Source organism: Streptomyces sp. NPDC002809, assembly GCF_040295435.1.
Taxonomy (GTDB): domain Bacteria; phylum Actinomycetota; class Actinomycetes; order Streptomycetales; family Streptomycetaceae; genus Streptomyces.
This window is the reverse complement of sequence record NZ_JBEOVJ010000006.1, coordinates 19,726-36,053: the sequence shown is the minus strand read 5'-3', so window position 1 is coordinate 36,053 and position 16,328 is coordinate 19,726. Positions and strand designations below refer to the sequence as shown.

The window sequence follows — 16,328 nt, the reverse complement described above, 5'->3', positions numbered from 1 at the left end:
ATGGGATGCCGGTGCGCGGGGGGCGGGCACTCGGCGCACCGGCCCGCCCCCGCGCGTCACAGGTAGGTTTCGTCGTAGGAGCTCGCGGCCCCGTCAGCGGCTTCCGGTGCGGACGGGGTGGCCGAGGGGGCGCCCGGCGGGGCACCGAGGGACAGGCTCAGCGTGTCCGTCAGCTGGACCCGTCCCTGGACGGGCAGTTTGGTCCGCCCGCCACCACGCCTGCGCAGGACGGCCCCGCCCTCGGGGCTGCGCTGGACGGCGTACGGGCCGTGGGCGCGCCGCTCGATGCGCGGGCTGCGGTGGGGCTCCACGACGGCGAACTCGTACCACTGCTTGTGTCCGTGTCCCGCGGGGTGCTCGCCGAGGATGTCGCCGTCCTCGGAGACCAGTTGCAGCACCAGACCGAAGGGGTCCTTGCGGGTGCGGTGCTGGCGGCGCCAGGCGAGGGCCGCCACCACGGCCAGTACGACCAGGACGGCGCCGGCCATGAACGCCCACCAGTACGCGTCCCAGATTCCCGGCTCGGGTGTCACCCGCACCGACAGCGGGGACTGCACCAGGGTGCGGTCGGAGTCGGTGGCGTCGACGACGGTCACGGTGCCGCCGAGCCGCAGCCCGTCGTCGCCGAGACGGTCACCGAAGACGTCCGCGGGGGCGACCTCGATGCTCACCTTGCGGGTTCCGGACTCGCCGGGCTCCACCACGATCTGCGCCGGGGTGACCGTGAGCATCCCCTGGCCGATGTCGGTGACGGACAGCCGCAGGGTGTGCGGGGAGGTACTGGTGTTGTGGACGGCCAGCGTGCCGGTGACCGTGGCGCCGGGGTGGACGTCGGAGTCGGGCAGCGTGAGCGCGGTGGTCACGGGCAGCGCGCCGGGGGCCACCTGACCGCCCTCGCTGCGCGTATCGGCGCTCAGCCCCGAAGCCGTCAGGGTGCCGATCACCTTCAGGGCCCCGTCGGCGTCCTTCGGGACCGTCACCGTCCCCGTGAAGGAGCCGTCACCCTTCTCGGGGTCGGCCCCCGCGCCGTCGTCGGTGAGCCGCAGTTCCAGTGGTTCGAAACCGTCCCCGGTCAGCTCACTCCGTACCCGCAGACCCTCGTAGTCGCGCGGATCCTTGATCTCGTAACCCTCGCGGGTCTGGAGCCGCATGGTCACCGTGGTCTTCTGCCCGGCCTGCGGCGACGGCGGGTCCATCCTGATGGCCCCGCGCAGTTCCCCCTGCCAGAGCACACTGATACCGACGGGCAGGGAACGGTGCCCCTCGGGCGCCTCGACCTTCACCTTCCAGATGCCGGGCACCGGGTCGGTGATCTTCAACGCCTCGACGGTTCCCCCGGAACCCGCCAGCTCGAACCGGGACTTGCGGTACGTCCCCGACGTGGGGACCTCGTGGCCGCTCGGGTCGAGATAGGTCGCCGTCACCTCGGGGTCACCCTTGTCGACCACGATGCTGCCCACGGTCGCCAGCGGCGAGATGCCGATCTCCAGGGTGGCGGGCGGCCGTTCGCTGGAGCCCTGGCTGTAGCGCAGGCAGTGGGCGGCGGCGAAGATCTTCTCCAGCATCGGGCCGACGTCCTTCGGCCCGGACACCTTGCCGGCCTTCGGGCGTGCGGAGGGCAGTTCGACGCAGCCCTTCTGGTACCCGCCGGCCGCCATCCTGTCGAGCTGCGCCTTGTCCGGGGCGGATCCGAAGCCCAGCGGCCAGATCTGGACCTGCCGGGCGGCGGCGTCCTTGAGCGCCGCGGTCAGCTGCCGCTCACCCTCGGCCTCGCGGTGCGCCTCGCCGCCGTACTTCTGGCTGTCGGTGACGTCCATCCGGCCGTCGGTGAGGAGGAACAGCACGCGGGGCACCGACGGGTCGGTCCCGGTGCTCAGATCGTGGACTCCCTGCCGTATCGCGCTCGGGAAGTCCGTACCGGTGCCCTCGCTCTTCTTGCGGCTGCGCAGCTTGCCGACGCACGTGCCGACCGACTCGCGACCGGACGCGTCCAGCGCGGTGCGCGGGCACACCGGGTCCACCGCCCGCTGGTCACCGGTTTCGGCGGCGGCGAAGCCGAAGACCGTGACGGTCGACGACGCGGAGACGTCACCCATCGCGATCCGCGCCGCGGCGGCCTTCTCCGCCTTCATGTCCGCGGGCGCGAGGCTGGCGGACTCGTCCACAGCCACTGCGTAGTTGACCGCGTCGGTGGCCGGTTCGGACGCCGACACCGGCACCGGATCATGACTGGCGGGCGACAACAGGGATACGAGCACAGCGGCGCCGCCCAGCACGGAAACCGCGCCCCGGCGCCACCGGCCCCTTCCTGTCCGCCGTCCTGCCCTGACTCTTCCCACGGCCGTCCCCTATCCGGTCTCTGCGGTTCTGTGTGATGTGAGCGGTGGCCCGCACGCGCGATGTCGTTCAGCGCGCGATCAGGCTCCAGCCCAGGGCCAGTGCCGCCGCGGGGGCCAGTGCGCCGACTCCCCAGCGGATGGCCCGGTACTTGGCGGCCAGGATCGAGCTGACGTCCACGGCCTGGATGAGCAGCCACCGGGCCGGATCGCGCCCCGCCTCGGAGACCTCGGCGGACAGCCGCGCCAGGTCGTACGGGGCGAGCAGGTCGCCGAAGTACGTGACCCCGCGCTGGCTGCGGACCGTGCCGGTACGGGGCATGAGCGCCCGGACCAGCGCCGTCACCGCGATGATCCAGAGCCCGCCCGAGACGACCAGCGCGGTGTCGGCGGGCCCCCGCCAGTCGGGCGCCCCGTGCCGCCCGATCAGGAAGGCCGGCAGCGCCAGCGCCCCGGAGAGGAGCACCGCCGCCTTCGAGTCGGCCCGGCCGAGGTCCTCCCGGACCGTGTCGAGCAGCCGTTCCGCGATGCGTTCCCCCGACCGGCCGTAACCGTGCGGCCCCCCGCCCTGCACGGTTACGACCGGATCGGGGGAGGTCTGTCCCCCGCCGCCGGCAGTCATCGGTCCTCCTCCGCCCAGGACCATCCGTCGTCCGCGTCGCGGGTCCGGCGACGCGGACGCTCCGGTACGGCGTCCTCGGGCTCCCGCGGACCGGGCCGCTGCCCCGCGGCCCCGGCGGGCGGCTCGTCCGCCAGCCAGTCCGGGGCGTACGGCTCCACCACGGGCGGCTCCAGTTCCGGCGTCCTGCGGTGGGCGGGCATCGAGCCGATGGGGCCCTGCACGCGCTGGCGGCCCCGGTTGAGGAGACCGAGCGCCTGCGTCTCCAGGTCGTTGTTCTGGATCTGGCCGCTGTCGACCATGTCGAAGAGCCGGTCGACGCGTTCCTTCTCGTCCTGCCTGCCCTCCTGACGGATCTTCTCCAGGAAGTCCTTGGCCGCCTCGGGCTCGGCCGCCAGCATGTAACTGAGCTGGTCCAGCTCCCCGCCCTGCAACATGACCCGGAACCGCTCCTGGTGCACCCGGGTCACCTCGGCCGAGGCACGCGCCTCCCGGATGCCGTCCATGTGCGTGATCGTCCGGTCGTCCACCCGCAGCCTGACGTACAGCCTTACGCGCAGCCCGAGTTCGGAACCGAGGTCGTCCCAGCGCCCGCCGGCGCAGTGCCGGAGGATGGCGCGGTCGGCCTGCTCGGCCTGGGCCACGGGGAAGTCCGACGAAACCTCGCGCAGCCGCTCCAGGATCGGCGCGGTGAGCCGTTTGGCGACATCGGTCACCACCTCGGTGGCGGCCAGATGCGGATCGGTCACGGACCAGTGGATGTCGACCTCGGCCTTGAAGAACGAGGCACCGCCCTTGGCGGGCAGCTCCATCTGGAGCGTCGTCTCGTACGTGCCGAGCGCGATCTCGCACACCGTGTGCGGCCGGGCCAGCGGCCGCTTGTCGTGGTGGTCGACACCGGAGACGGTGGCCACGCTGTAGCCACCGTTCCGGTAGAACAGCACCGATGCCGTCCGGGCACCCGTCTGCCGGAACGGGCCGGTGGGCGCGTACTCCCGCAGGAACGGACCCGCCGGAACCGTCCCGGCGGCCAGACCCTCGTCCTCAGCCATTTCTCTCCTCCTCGCCCGTCCGGCCCCGCGCCGGCACGGCGAGATGCCACAAGGCGCGTGCCTGGGCATCGGGGAGCCGGTTCTCGGGGTCGTTCATCATTCGGCGCAGCAGCCAGTCCAGCCGCCGCCTGTCCTGCTCCTCCGCGATGAGCACGGGCAGCAGTGCCGCCAGGCCCGGCCGCGCCCGCTCGGCGTCCTTCCCCCGCACAGCCGCGCGCAGCAGGGACTCCAGCGCGTCCATGGCCACCTCCCTCGACCGGGCGGTGTTCAGCGCGGTCCACATCAAGTCGGCCATCGGCCGGACGAGTTCGGGCCGGGTGGCGGCAAGGGCGAGCGCCAGCGGCCGGTCACCGCGGTCCCCGAGCGGGGACCCGGACTCGTCGAACAGCACCTCGTCCACCGAGGTGAGCATCAGCCGGACGGTGGTCACCAGACCGAGATCCTGGTACTCCACGTACTTGTGGAGCGTCCAGTCGTTCATCCGCCGCAGCACCTGCGCACTGTCCGGCAGCGCCAGCAGCCGCACGACGTTGAGTGAGGCGATCGCCACCTGCCCGCCCTCGTCCCGGACCCCGATCCGGGCCAGGGCATCCAGGGTGGCGCCCATCGTGGCCATGGCGTTCCCGTAACCCAGGGCCATCGCCGCGGACCAGCGCAGCGACGCCGTCCCGTACCTGGCCCAGTCGTCGACCAGCTTGTGCACCGCCTTGCGGTGCGAGGCATGGCCGGCCGCCTGGTCCATCGTGGTGGCCGCGAAGAACCTGCGGCGTGGGGTGGACGCCTCGGCGAGCGGCCGGATCAGCTCCGCGTAACCGTGGTCGAAGTCCTGTACGCACAGTTCCCCGGCGGCCACCGCCGCGCGCATCCACACCTGGGGCCGGGGATCGTCCGCCAGCAGCCGCAGCCAGCGCACGACCGGCGCCCTGGCGGGGAAGTGCCGGTCCCAGACCTCGGTCAGCACCGCGCCGGGCAGGGCGGAACCCCGGTACCGGATCAGCCGGGCAGCGACTTCGGTGCCGGCCACCTCGACGCTGCCGCTCGTCAACGAGGCGCGGGAGAGCGCCAGATCGGAGGCCGGGTCGTCGCAGAACAACGGGCGGGCGGGGGTGTTGTCCGGATCGCCCTGAACGGACAGTTCCCACGTCAGCAGATGGGCGGCGGATGCCACGGTGCTGTGCGAGGCCCCGCCCAGTACGGCGAGCGCGATGCGGAACGCCACCGGGTGGAACAGTGCTGCCGTCCGCCCCGCACTGCCCTCCTGATCGGCAGGGACCGTGGCAAGTGCCCGGTCCACCCCGGCGAACCACTCCTGGGCCTGGTCCGCGGCGAGGCTCCGGCAGCCGGCCAGTAACTCCTCGTAGGAGACGTCCTCCAGCAGACGTCCGGCCAGCAGCGAGGCGAACAGCTCGGCCTCGGCCGGGCGCAGGTCCTCCAGTCCGACGGCGTCGCGGACTTCCTTGCGGTCCGCCAGTTCCTCGGCCCGCGTCAGCAGTTCCTCCAGCGGCGGGCTGTCGTCCGGGGCGGCGGCGACATGCTCCTCCAGCCGCTCCCGCAGCCGCGTGGTGAGGAGCTCCTGGGTGGGCGCGGGCGGGCAGAGCATGCCGTACCGCCCGGTCAGCAACTGGTTCGCCGCCGAACCGGCCGTCACGACGACCACCGCGAAGGCGTTGCGGCCGGCCAGGGCCGCAGCCAGTCCGTCCAGGCCGATCTCGTCCGGCGGCAGCACTCCGGGCCGGGTGAGGGAGAGCTCCAGCAGATAGCCGGTGCCGCGCCGCGCCTCCTCGCCGCCCAGGGAGTCGGCCAACCGGCCCACCCCGTCGTCCGGGTCGACCCGCCACACCCGGGAGTCCGCCGGGGGTTCCGCGTCCGGGGCCTCCACGGCGAAGCGGGTGACGTCGTCGAGCAGGGAGAGGGCCGTGCTCGTACGCCCCGTGCCGGGTGCGGCACCGAGGACGAGCAGCCGTCGTGCGCGGAGCGCGTTGCGCAGACCTTCGTACCCGGGCGGCGCGACATGGGCCCGGCGGAGCCCCCGCAGCTCCTCGTCGGGCACGGGTCCGCGGCGCATGCCCGCGCCGGACTGGCGGGCGTCCATCCGCAGATAGATGTCGCCGATATGGGCACGGTCGAAGTGCGTGCGGTCGAAGTTGTTCTGGTCCCGGACGTTGACGAACCGCTGCTTGGCGTCGCCGTGGGCCCGGGAGGCGGCGGCGAGACCGGTGGGGCCGTCCTCGCCCGATTCCTCGGCGAGCGGGTTGCGGGTGTGTTCCCTGAAGCGCCCGGCGGCACGCTCCCGCTCCGATTCCTTCTCGTCCGCCTCGCTGTCGGCGGACTCCCCGCCGCTGTCGGCCCTGCCCTCGTCGGACGCCGCCTTGGCATCCCTGCCCTTGTCCCGGTCCCTGTCCCGGTCCTTGTCCCTGCCCTTGTCCTTGTCGCCGGCCTCCGGGGGACGGGCGTCGGCGGCCCGGCGGGGCGCGTCCTCGGCGGGACCGCCCGCCTGCTCCTCGTCACTCATGCGGCTCAGCCCTTCCGACGGCCGGTGTCGCCGACGTTCCGGCCTATGTGCACGGGCTGCTGGTAGGTGTTGTTCGTGTGCTGGGACATGTCGCCCTGCACGCGGTAGCGGGTGCCACCGGAGTCCCCGAGGCCGTCGGTGCCGGTGTCCTCGGGGTCATCGGCGTCGTCGACGTCAGCGGCGGGGGCGTCGCCGCCGGCGCCGGAGCCCCCCGTCCGGCCTTCCGTGCCGGGTGCCCGGGTGCCGGCGGACGGCTGCGGACCGTCGGCCGGAACGGCGGGTGCGGGCCGTCCGGGAAGGTGGAGCCAGGCGGTGACCTCGCCCTCCTTGAGCTTCAGCCGGGCGGAGGAGTAGTGAGCGGGCTCGATGAACTTGCCGCCGCTGCTGACGACGTCCTCGTACAGCGACCGGGAGACCGCCAGCACGAGGTCGGCCTGCTCGGCGTCCAGCAGCTGCCTGGCCACGGAGGAGTCGGCAAGCCGGCAGGCGAGGTCGACGGCACGCCCGGCGATGCCCCGGCCGTCGTGCCGGACCGGGCCGACGTGCATTCCCACCCGCAGTCCCAGAGGTACGCGCAGGGCGCGGTTCTCGTCCCGCAGCTTCTCGTGCACCTCCACCATCCAGAGGCCGATCAGCCTGGTGACCGGGACCTGTCCGGACACCGAGACCAGCACACCGTCGCCGCGGTCCTCCATGTGGAGGGAGTCGCGGGTGATCCTGGCGTGGGCGAACGCGGTTTCCAGGACGCGGTAGATCCGTTCGCGCATATGCGTCTTGTCGATGTCGTCGTACTCCCCGGAGCGCCTGGCGTCGACGCTGATCACCAACTCGTAGCGCGCTTCGGCGACATCCGTCACGTCGTGGTCCACCTCGTGCCCCTGTCCTGTTCGCTGTGCCGTCCCCCCATCAGCCTCGGGCCCGGGACGAAGGCCGTCTGTAGTCGTTTACACACGACAGGAGGGCAATTACTCCTGATGGCCGTCCGCGAGGAGTGCGAGCAGTCCGGGATCGAGAATCTCCACCTGACGGGTCCCGGTCCGTACGACGTGCTGGTCCCGCAGCAGCCGCAGCGCCTTGGCGACGGCCTCCCGGGTGGCTCCGACGGTGGCGGCCAGCTCGTCCTGTGCCAGATGGACGACGGTTCCCGCGACCAGTGGTCGCGGTGCGGACGGTGTGTACGGGCCGGAGGGCTCGGCCCGGGAGAGCTCGGTCAGCCGCACGGCCAGGCGCTGCAGAACGGTGAGGGAGGCGAGCGCGGAACGTTCCTCGTCGGCGCTGCGGAGCCGGAAGGTGAGCTGACGTATGACGAGGCCGCTGACCCGGGGGTTCTGGGCGAGGAAGCGACGGAACGCGTCGCCCGGGATGACCTGGGCCTCTATGGGGCCGAGCGCTCGCACGGTGGCGCTACGGGGATGACTGTCCAACGCGGCCATCTCGCCCAGGAGTTCACCGGGTCCGCGCAGCCCGACTATGAGCCGGGTGGCGCCACGGTCCGTTGCCACGGAAACGGTCACCCACCCCTGGAATATGATCATGACGTGACTGGACTGGTCTCCCTCTGACAGGAGTTGGGCATCGGCCGGGTAGAGCTTCCGGTTGCCGAGAGCCATGACGCTTTCGTACTCGTGGGCTGTCAGAGCGCGCGCGAACGCCAGATCATTGCCGAGCAGCCCCATGGCCACTCCCCCCGCGGCAGTCCGGACGGCTGATTTTCGTTGGCGTTGATGGTCGCAGAGCGCCATCTGCAAGGGAGTGCTTCCCGCCACATCTCATATACCGGTCGGTAACAGCGGAAAGGCCAGCTAGAGCGCATGGCCGCCACCGGCTCTCCATGACGGCCTCGCCGCACACCCGCCGAGCACGGGCGCGGGTCGCTCTCGTACGCCCTCGTCGCCCACCACTGATCGCGAGGTCAGGCCTTGGATCCGGGCGGCACGGGTTCCGTCGGTGCGCGGAGGGGCGCATGAGGCGGACTTGGCGGAAACTCGGGTTTCCGTCATGAACGGGGCGCACCGGCGGGTATGGGTGGCATCCGCATTCCGGTCCGTTGCGACCGGATGGCCCCCGGCCACCGGCCGGGGGCCATCCGGTGGAACTCGCGACGAGGGTCGAACTCGCCCTCCGAGCACGGGAATCACCGCTGCTCGCAGTGGTCGATCCCGCCCTGACCTGGTGTGACACCTCTTCGACTCGTGGCGGGTCAGGTCTCGCGGTCTGGTTGATCACCGCTGTTGACCACTTGGCCTCAGCTCTCTCAGCCCTCAGCCCTCAGCCCTCAGCCCTCAGCTCTCTCGACGTGCTGCTGCCTCCTGCAAGTACGCCGAGATCATGGCGAGGTCATCGGCGATGTCCAGCACGCCGTTGACGTCAGTGTTCGGCGTGGAGGCGCCGTTCACACCGGCGAAGAAGACGTCGAAGCGGCCGTTGCCCTTGTCCAGGTACCCGGCGATCGTGATGGCGCCGACGGCCAGACGGTTGTTGAGCGCGTCCAGCCCCACGGCGGCACCGGTCTTGGCGAACACCTTCCCGCGGGCGGGGCAGTCGGTGCAGTTGTCGGCCAGCAGGCCGTCGACGCCGAGGATGGGCAGCGCGTTCCGGAAGCGCGTCGCCTCGGGGGTGTGCTGCCAGTACGTCAGCAACTGGACGACGGCCTCGGGAGTGGTCCGGTCGACGGGGTTGCCGCCGCGGCCGTCAAGGAGCTGGACCTGCTTGCGGTCGACGCCCGCGCGGTCCAGGAAGCCGGCCAGCACCGGGAACCCGTCCATGCAGTCCTTGCTGCCGTTCGCGACCGCCATCAGACAGATGGCGAGGTTGCCGCCCAGGTTGTGGCTGACCTTGAAGATGAGCTTGGCGTACTGGGCGAACGGCGGCGAGGTGTACAGGGCCACGCGCGGCCGGCCCTCGTACGAACCGGGGAGCCGCCCGACGGGGTTGGCCCCGGTCGGCTTCGCGGTCACCCTCACCCCGGCCCGCCCCAGCGCCTCGATGAGCGCGGTGCGTCCGAAGGCCGCCGGGTCGGCGATGGGCGACACCTTCAGAGCCGGTTCGGAGCCGGCCGCGATCGTGCCGGAAAGCCGGATCCGGGTGCCGTTGTCGGAGGTCGTCACCTCGATGTCCGTGGGCTTCCCCGCCGCCACGGTCTTCACCGTCGACGTGACGCGGTACGGGGCGACCTTCGGCCGCCAGTCCAGTTGTGCGGGAGCGCCGGGTCGGGCACCCGGGGTGGTCAGCAGGTCGATGAGGTTGTCGTTGACGATCAGCGGCGTCGGATCGGGGACGAAGACCGGCTCGGGCCGGAAGAGCCGGTCGTCGACGATCACGTTCCCCTCGACGCGGGTGATGCCGGAACGCCGGACCTGCTGCGCGAGCTTGTTGATCCCGGCGAGGGGGTTCTCCGGAGTGAGCGTGGCGCCGGGGAAGTCATTGGCGTACGTGTGGTCGAGGTCGGTGTAGTCGACCGTGCCGTCGGGACGGGTCCTGCCGCCCATGGTCAGGTCGCCCTGGGCGACGAGGCCCAGATCGCCCTCCAGCGTGCTCCCGCGGCGCTCGCCGACCGCGTAGACCGGCGTCCTGAAGCGGTGGTCGCCGCCGAGGGTGTTCCACGCCCCGGAGGTGCCGAACAGCTTGGCCACCGACCCGGGGATGAAGAACTGCTCGGCGAACCGGCTGTGGACGACCCGGCCGCTGTCCGGGTCCTGCTGGAGAAGGCCCCACTGGGCGTTGGGGTAGTCCGGCTTGTGCATGATCGCAGTGATCCGCGGGTCGAGCCGGTCGGAACCGCCGCCGGGCGACGAGGCCGCCTGGACGGCCGCACTCGACGCCACGGCCAGGAGCAGCAGGGCACAGCATCCGGCGACGACGCGACGCCGAAGTGTTCCGAAGTCTTTTCCTCGCATTGCAATACGCACCGTTCGTCTCGGCGGTTTCCTGTCCATGGGGTCAGGTATGGACCCCGGTGGACGCCGGACGGGGGCGGCGCGAACGGTTGTCACCTGAACGGTGCGGTGCATTCGTCGAAATGCGCAGCGACCGCCCGGCCGGAAGTGCCGGTCAGCGATCTCGGCCGAGTCAAGCCCTCAGGTGCGGGCAGGCCTGCGGTCAGGACACCCGCTGACCAGCTGGGGCCCAGGGACGACGCGACCTCCAGCTCCGCCTCGGCACGGTCCAGGTACTCGACCGAGGTCGACTATCTCCGTGTTCTGCGCACGGAAATCTATGACAGTCAGGGTAGACATTGGGTGGTGTGCTGATTATGGTTTCTCTCGTAGCCGAGATCGGGCAAGGCCCGGCAGGGATGAACTGCCGGGCGGTCGTGCCCGTAGCTGCAGTGTGCGGAACGGTGCGGTGGTGGAGTTTCGAAGCCAGGGTTGTTGCGGACGGCGACGGAACTGACGACCGGACCGGGTGGCCCGCAGTTGTCAGGGGCCGCCGTGAGCCGGAGCGCAGTTCACGCCGTGGAAGTCCAGGGCGCGGGTGCGTGCAGTTCGCAGTACCAGGCGATGCAGTGCCTGTTCGACAGATATTGACCAAGAGGGAAGAACGGAGGAGCGCGCCATCAGGATCGCCCGGGCGGAATGACTGGGCCCGGGTACCGCAGGACATCGATAGTGAGGTGGTCTCCGGTCAAGCAACCGCGATCCCCGCGACCCCGACTGTGTTCAGGCCGGGTCTGCGGAAACATGGGGCCGACGCAGTATCAGGGTCGGCAGATGGTGTAGCAGTTCCTTCGGGGCCCTGGTGCCATTGGCACCAGGGCCCCTCCACGCGTTCCTTGGAGAGGTGCAAGTGACAGCAGATGATTCGTTCGGCCGTCTCGATGACGACGACTACCCCGCCTACACCATGGGCCGGGCCGCCGAGATGCTCGGCACCACCCAGGGCTTCCTCCGCGCCATCGGCGAAGCCCGCCTGATCACCCCGCTCCGCTCCGCGGGCGGCCACCGCCGCTACTCCCGCTACCAGCTGCGCATCGCCGCCCGCGCCCGGGAACTCGTCGACCAGGGCATCTCCATCGAGGCCGCCTGCCGCATCGTCATCCTCGAAGACCAGCTCGAAGAAGCCCAGCGCATCAACGCCGAATACCGTCGCTCCGCCGAAAAGGCGGGCCCGCCGCCCGAGAACTGAGCCTGCGAGCCGGTTGCGGCGCCGGCCCACCGTTGTATCGGGATGCCGACGTCATCAGCACCCCGGCATGGGCGGGGGCCGTGGGCGGCAGGAGAACAGGAAGGCGATGGCGGCTGGTTCTGAAGCCGGGACCCGTACGTGAACCGCAACTGTCCGTCTCGAAACGCAGGAATGGTGCACGGTGCAGGAAGACACCTGGTTGCGGAAGGGCTGATCGCTCCCGGCGGGTGGCCGCCACCGGGAGCGACGACACACGCCCGCAGGAGCCCCTCCGCGCAGGGTGCCGTGGAAGGATCGCGGCAATCCGGACACCCGGTCGGACCGGTTCGGGAATTCGGCGCGTGGGAGAAGAGATGTCCTTACCGGAACCTGAGCGGGAGGCCGAAGCGGCGGCGGCCATCGGCTTCGATCTCAGCGAGTGCGTCCAGGAGCCCATTCACCGGCTGGGCATGATCCAGTCCCACGGCACCCTGCTCGCGGTGGAAGCCGATACCGGCACCGTGGACACCGCGGCACTGAACACACTTTGCCTGCTGGGTATTGCCGCCGAGGATTTGGTCGGAGGGCCCATCACGCGCGTGCTGTCCCCCGAGCACTGGGCCGAGGCGCTCGAGGTCTGCGCTCAGCACGATGCGGCAAGCCTGGTTCTCCCTGTCGCGATCGATGTGGCGGGCGCCCCCCGGATGTTCGACGTGACCGCGCACCGGCACGGGCAACTGGTCGTTCTGGAGTGCGAGCCGCGCACCGTCGAGGCGCCGCACTTCGCACTCTTCTACCAGGGGGTCAGGCGAGCTCTGACGCGTCTGCGGTCTTCGATGACAGCTGTCGAGTGCTGCCGGGCGGCCGCCCGTGAGATTCGGGCGCTCACCGGATTCGACCGGGTGGTCGCCTACCGCTTCGACGGAGAGAACGGGCCGGGAGAGGTGGTCGCCGAGGACACCTCCGAGGGCCGCGAGCCCTGGCTGGGACTCTGGTTCCCCGCCAGCGACATCCCGCCCCAGGCGAGGCGGCTCTACCGCGACAACTGGATCCGGGCGATTGCCGACGTGGACGACATCAGTGTGGGTCTGCACCCTCCGCTCCGAGCCGATTCGGGCCTGCCGCTGGACCTGTCGGACTCCGTGCTGCGCACGGTGTCCGGCTTCCACCTGGAGTACCTGCGGAACATCGGTGTGAAGTCATCGATGTCGGTGAGCGTCCTCCGGGAAGGCGAACTCTGGGGGCTGATCGCCTGCCATGGCTACACCGCTGTCACCCTCCCCCCGGAACTGCGGGCAGCGTGTGAGTTCTTCGGTGTGGCCTTCTCCCTCCAGCTCGCGGTCATCGACGAACGGGAGCAGGCCGAGGCGCTCACCGCATCCCGCGAGCGCCTCGACCGGATCCTCTCCCGGGTGACGTCGGACTTGGAGGACTCACTCCTGGCAGGTGACGACGCCCTCAGAGAACTGCTGGACGCCGACGGCGCGGTGCTCTGCCGCGGCGGCCGCAGCACCATCAGCGGGATGAGCGTTCCCTCCGTGCTGCTGGAGGCCCTTCAGGCACGCGCGGCAGGGCCGGCACCCGGCACGGTCTGGAGTACGGACCGCCTCTCGGAGGAGCCGGACCATCCCGACGAAATGACGGAAGGCGGCCCGGCAGGGGTCCTGATGGTGACGCTGAGCCGCTCGGGCGACTTCCTCGCCTGGTTCCGCAAGGCCCGTCCGACCTCCCGCCAATGGGCCACCGACCCCTCCAGACCCGTCCGGGTCGGACCGAGGGGCGAACGGCTCACCCCTCGCGGCTCAGGTGCCGTATTCCGCGCGGTGGTACACGGACAGTGCCTGCCCTGGACGCCCACCGACCGTGCCGCCGCACAGGAACTCTGGCGCACCCTGACAGGACTCGTGCTCCGGCACGAGGCGGAGCTGGCAGCGTTGAACGAACAGCTGCGCATCACCAACTCCGACCTCGACTCATTCGCTCACGTGGCGGCTCACGACCTCAAGGAACCGCTACGAGGCATCTCCAACGCCGCGACCTTCGTCATCGAGGACGCCGCAGCGGAGCTCGACGCGACCACAGTCCGCCGGATGCACACCATGCAGCGACTGGCCGGCCGGATGGACGACCTGCTCGACTCGCTGCTGCACTTCGCCCGACTGGGCCGGGGCGGGCTGCACCGCACTTGTGTCCCACTGGACCGGGTACTGGATTCCGCGCTCGCCGTGGCCGGTGAACGACTGGCCGAAGCCCACGTGCGGGTCATCAGACATGACCTGCCCGAGGTGTACGCCGATGAGGACCGGCTCTACGAAGTGCTGGTCAACCTCCTGGTGAATGCGGCCAAGTACGCCGCTGACCAGGACGATCGCACGGTCGAGATCCTGGTCGACACGCTCCGCCCGCCGGCCGGCGGGCCTCCGAGGCAGACCGTCGTGGTCCGGGACAACGGCATCGGCATCCCGCCCGACCGGCAGCACGAGGTCTTCGAGCTCTTCCGCAGACTGCACGGACAGGGCGAGCGCGGCGGCGGCACCGGCGTGGGACTGGCGATCGTCAGGCGGATCGTCGAGCGCCACGGCGGCGAGCTGTGGCTCCAGAGCGAACCAGGCCGCGGGACCACCTTCTTCTTCACCCTGGGTCAGGAGGGGGACTGATCGGCAGGGCTGCTGTCGTCCCCACCCTTCGCCTTCCCCTGCCAGTAGTCGACAGCTCCCTTCAGCACCGCGCTGAAGAGCTCGAAGTTGACCGGCTTGTAGATGTAGCTGTCGGCGCCCGCCGCATAGGTCGTGTCCACCTCGTCCGGCCCGGTGGACGAGGTGAAGGCGACCACGGCCACGTCGTCCAGTTCGGGCCGGGAGCGGATCGACCGCAGCACCTCGGCTCCACTGGGGCCGGGCAGGTTCAGGTCCAGAAGAACGAGCCCCGGCCGCCGGGCGGCATGCAGCAACCGTTCGACGAATCCCGTCCCCCGGTCGGTGAAGTCCAGTGTCAGACCCGGATGGGTGCGACGGAGCGCCCGCGCAATGGCCTCGGCGTCCTCCGCCGAATCCTCGACCACCCAGACGAGGTCGTGATCGGTCCTCTGCTCCCCGGCAGCCCCGCTCATCCGGCTGACTCCGCCCGTGCGACGAGCACAGCGATGTCGTCGGCACCCGTCGCCCGGAATTCCACGACGGCCTCTGCCAGCCGCTCGGCGAACCCCCGGGCCTCACCGGCACCCTGGCGCGCCACCTCGTCCCGCAGACGCGATTCGAAGAACGTCCCGTCTGCCGACCTCGCCTCGGTCACTCCGTCGGTGAACATCACGAGCGCGTCCCCCGGCGCCAGGCGCACCGACTCCGATCCGTACTCGATGTCCTCCAGCACACCCAGCAGATCCCCGTGAGCGAGGAGCTCTGCCACAGTGCCGTCCTGACGCCGTACCAGGGGCGCCGGGTGTCCGGCACTCCAGTAGCGCACACGAAACCCCTTTCCGTCCGGCACCAGTACCGCTACGAGCGCTGTCACGAAGCGGGACGTGCCCTCCCTGACCAGGGCCTGATTCAGCCGTTCCAGCGCGTGCTCGGGTGTGCTCCCGTCCTCGATGAGGGTGCGCAGAGTGTGGCGCGCCAGGCCCGTCAGCGCCGCCGCCTCCGCCCCGCGACCGCAGACGTCGCCGATGAGGAGGGTCACCTCGCCCCCCGCCCCCGGGACGGCGTCGTAGAAGTCACCGCCCACATCGAGCGAGACGTCACCCACTTCGTAGGCGGAGCTCAGCTCCAGTCCCGGAACCCTCGGCAGCTCGCTCGGCAGCAGATGCCGCTGGAGGGAGACCACGTGGCGGCGCCGCTCTTCGTACAGGGTGCTGGTGTCGATGGCCAACGCGGCCCGGGCGGCCAGACCTGCAAGGAACCCCGAGGCCCCATCGGCCACGACCGTCCGGTGGTAGAGAAACGTCAGAGTGCCCAGGGTCCGGCCCCGGGCCTTGAGCGGATTCACACTGATCGCACGCACGGCGCGGCCCGCCCCGGACGAGGCGGGCCCGAAGGGTCCCCCTCGCAGCCCTTCACCCTTCAGCGCCAGTGCCTGCCCGCTGTCGAGTACCCGCTGCAGCGCCGCCGTCAGCCAGGCGTCCTCGGCCGCAACCTTGCCGAGCCACTGCTGCTCGCCCGCGTCCACGTGCGCGAGGGACACGGCTCTCAGTCCCTCGGGAAGACAGAGATGCACCACGCACCCCTCGGCGATGGCGGGAACGGCCGTGCGAGCCACCCGCCGCACGGTGCTCTTCACATCGAGGCTCGCATCCATCTGCAACGACGCCTCCGCCAGGAAGGCGTCACTCACCTGACGCACCTCGTCGGCGCGTCGCGCCATGATGCGCCTGTCCGAGACCGCGGCGACCTCGGCCACCTGTTTCAACCGGGTGCGCAGCGTCGCATCGAGCGTGTCCCTGTCCGCGGTGCCGACCATGAACGAGACCCAGCCGCTCTGTCCCAGCGGCACTGCGCACTCGGCCAGGCTCCGCGCGCCGGCTGCGGCCAGCACCTGGACATGCGGCATGGCACCGTTGAGCGCCGACACTTCGTGAACCGTGACAGCCGGATCATCGTCCGGAGCCCCGGCGGCGCCGGGTTCGCCGTAATACTGTTCAATTTCCACGAGCGATGGCGTCGGCTCCGCCAAGGTGACACTGCGCAGATAGTGCAGAGTCCCGCCGCTCCAGC

The 16,328-nt window shown here is 70.8% G+C and carries 11 protein-coding genes; 2 read left to right on the top strand and 9 right to left on the bottom strand.

Features of this window, described 5'->3' with window-relative positions:
* Positions 1 to 56: 56 nt before the first annotated feature.
* The 7 genes from ABT025_RS05805 to dacB form a co-directional block, all read right to left on the bottom strand.
* Positions 57 to 2,213: a VWA domain-containing protein gene (locus ABT025_RS05805; RefSeq protein ID WP_350990271.1), complete on the bottom strand. Its 2,157-nt coding sequence runs from the start codon at positions 2,211 to 2,213 to the stop codon at positions 57 to 59.
* A 193-nt stretch (positions 2,214 to 2,406) separates the two neighbouring features.
* Positions 2,407 to 2,958: a Pycsar system effector family protein gene (locus ABT025_RS05800; RefSeq protein ID WP_350990269.1), complete on the bottom strand. Its 552-nt coding sequence runs from the start codon at positions 2,956 to 2,958 to the stop codon at positions 2,407 to 2,409.
* A complete protein-coding gene (locus tag ABT025_RS05795) occupies positions 2,955 to 4,007 on the bottom strand; it encodes a hypothetical protein (RefSeq protein ID WP_350990267.1) in 1,053 nt (350 codons plus the stop codon). The genes ABT025_RS05800 and ABT025_RS05795 overlap by 4 nt, the downstream gene beginning before the upstream one ends.
* Positions 4,000 to 6,519, bottom strand: coding sequence for an amino acid adenylation domain-containing protein (locus ABT025_RS05790; RefSeq protein WP_350990265.1), 2,520 nt, complete (start codon positions 6,517 to 6,519; stop codon positions 4,000 to 4,002). Before ABT025_RS05790 ends, ABT025_RS05795 begins: the two co-directional genes overlap by 8 nt.
* Positions 6,520 to 6,524: 5 nt before the next feature.
* The gene (locus ABT025_RS05785; protein WP_350990263.1) at positions 6,525 to 7,388 is read right to left on the bottom strand and encodes a nucleotidyl cyclase domain-containing protein; all 864 of its coding nucleotides are present in this window, start codon (positions 7,386 to 7,388) and stop codon (positions 6,525 to 6,527) included.
* A gap of 96 nt (positions 7,389 to 7,484) precedes the next feature.
* A complete protein-coding gene (locus ABT025_RS05780) occupies positions 7,485 to 8,195 on the bottom strand; it encodes a Crp/Fnr family transcriptional regulator (protein WP_350990261.1) in 711 nt (236 codons plus the stop codon).
* A gap of 606 nt (positions 8,196 to 8,801) precedes the next feature.
* A complete protein-coding gene (gene dacB / locus ABT025_RS05775; protein ID WP_350990259.1) occupies positions 8,802 to 10,415 on the bottom strand; it encodes a D-alanyl-D-alanine carboxypeptidase/D-alanyl-D-alanine endopeptidase in 1,614 nt (537 codons plus the stop codon).
* Positions 10,416 to 11,304: 889 nt separating this feature from the next.
* Between dacB and ABT025_RS05770 the strand changes: the two genes are divergently transcribed.
* Positions 11,305 to 11,643, top strand: a complete 339-nt coding sequence (locus tag ABT025_RS05770) for a MerR family transcriptional regulator (protein ID WP_350990257.1) — start codon at positions 11,305 to 11,307, stop codon at positions 11,641 to 11,643.
* A 353-nt stretch (positions 11,644 to 11,996) separates the two neighbouring features.
* Positions 11,997 to 14,279: an ATP-binding protein gene (locus tag ABT025_RS05765; RefSeq protein WP_350990255.1), complete on the top strand. Its 2,283-nt coding sequence runs from the start codon at positions 11,997 to 11,999 to the stop codon at positions 14,277 to 14,279.
* On the opposite strand, the gene ABT025_RS05760 is transcribed toward ABT025_RS05765, so the two are convergent.
* Together ABT025_RS05760 and ABT025_RS05755 are read right to left on the bottom strand one after the other, a co-directional pair.
* Positions 14,264 to 14,731, bottom strand: a complete 468-nt coding sequence (locus ABT025_RS05760) for a response regulator (RefSeq protein ID WP_350990253.1) — start codon at positions 14,729 to 14,731, stop codon at positions 14,264 to 14,266. The two genes, ABT025_RS05765 and ABT025_RS05760, sit on opposite strands and share 16 nt — an antisense overlap.
* Positions 14,728 to 16,185, bottom strand: coding sequence for a PP2C family protein-serine/threonine phosphatase (locus tag ABT025_RS05755; RefSeq protein ID WP_350990251.1), 1,458 nt, complete (start codon positions 16,183 to 16,185; stop codon positions 14,728 to 14,730). The genes ABT025_RS05760 and ABT025_RS05755 overlap by 4 nt, the downstream gene beginning before the upstream one ends.
* Positions 16,186 to 16,328 lie beyond the last annotated feature (143 nt).

Coding starts and splice junctions, on each gene's coding strand:
- ABT025_RS05795 (WP_350990267.1), bottom strand. CDS start 4,007: ATGGCTGAGGACGAGGGTCTGGCCGCCGGGACGGTTCCGGCGGGTCCG.
- ABT025_RS05780 (WP_350990261.1), bottom strand. CDS start 8,195: ATGGGGCTGCTCGGCAATGATCTGGCGTTCGCGCGCGCTCTGACAGCC.
- ABT025_RS05760 (WP_350990253.1), bottom strand. CDS start 14,731: ATGAGCGGGGCTGCCGGGGAGCAGAGGACCGATCACGACCTCGTCTGG.
- ABT025_RS05800 (WP_350990269.1), bottom strand. CDS start 2,958: ATGACTGCCGGCGGCGGGGGACAGACCTCCCCCGATCCGGTCGTAACC.
- ABT025_RS05765 (WP_350990255.1), top strand. CDS start 11,997: ATGTCCTTACCGGAACCTGAGCGGGAGGCCGAAGCGGCGGCGGCCATC.
- ABT025_RS05790 (WP_350990265.1), bottom strand. CDS start 6,519: ATGAGTGACGAGGAGCAGGCGGGCGGTCCCGCCGAGGACGCGCCCCGC.
- dacB (WP_350990259.1), bottom strand. CDS start 10,415: ATGCGAGGAAAAGACTTCGGAACACTTCGGCGTCGCGTCGTCGCCGGA.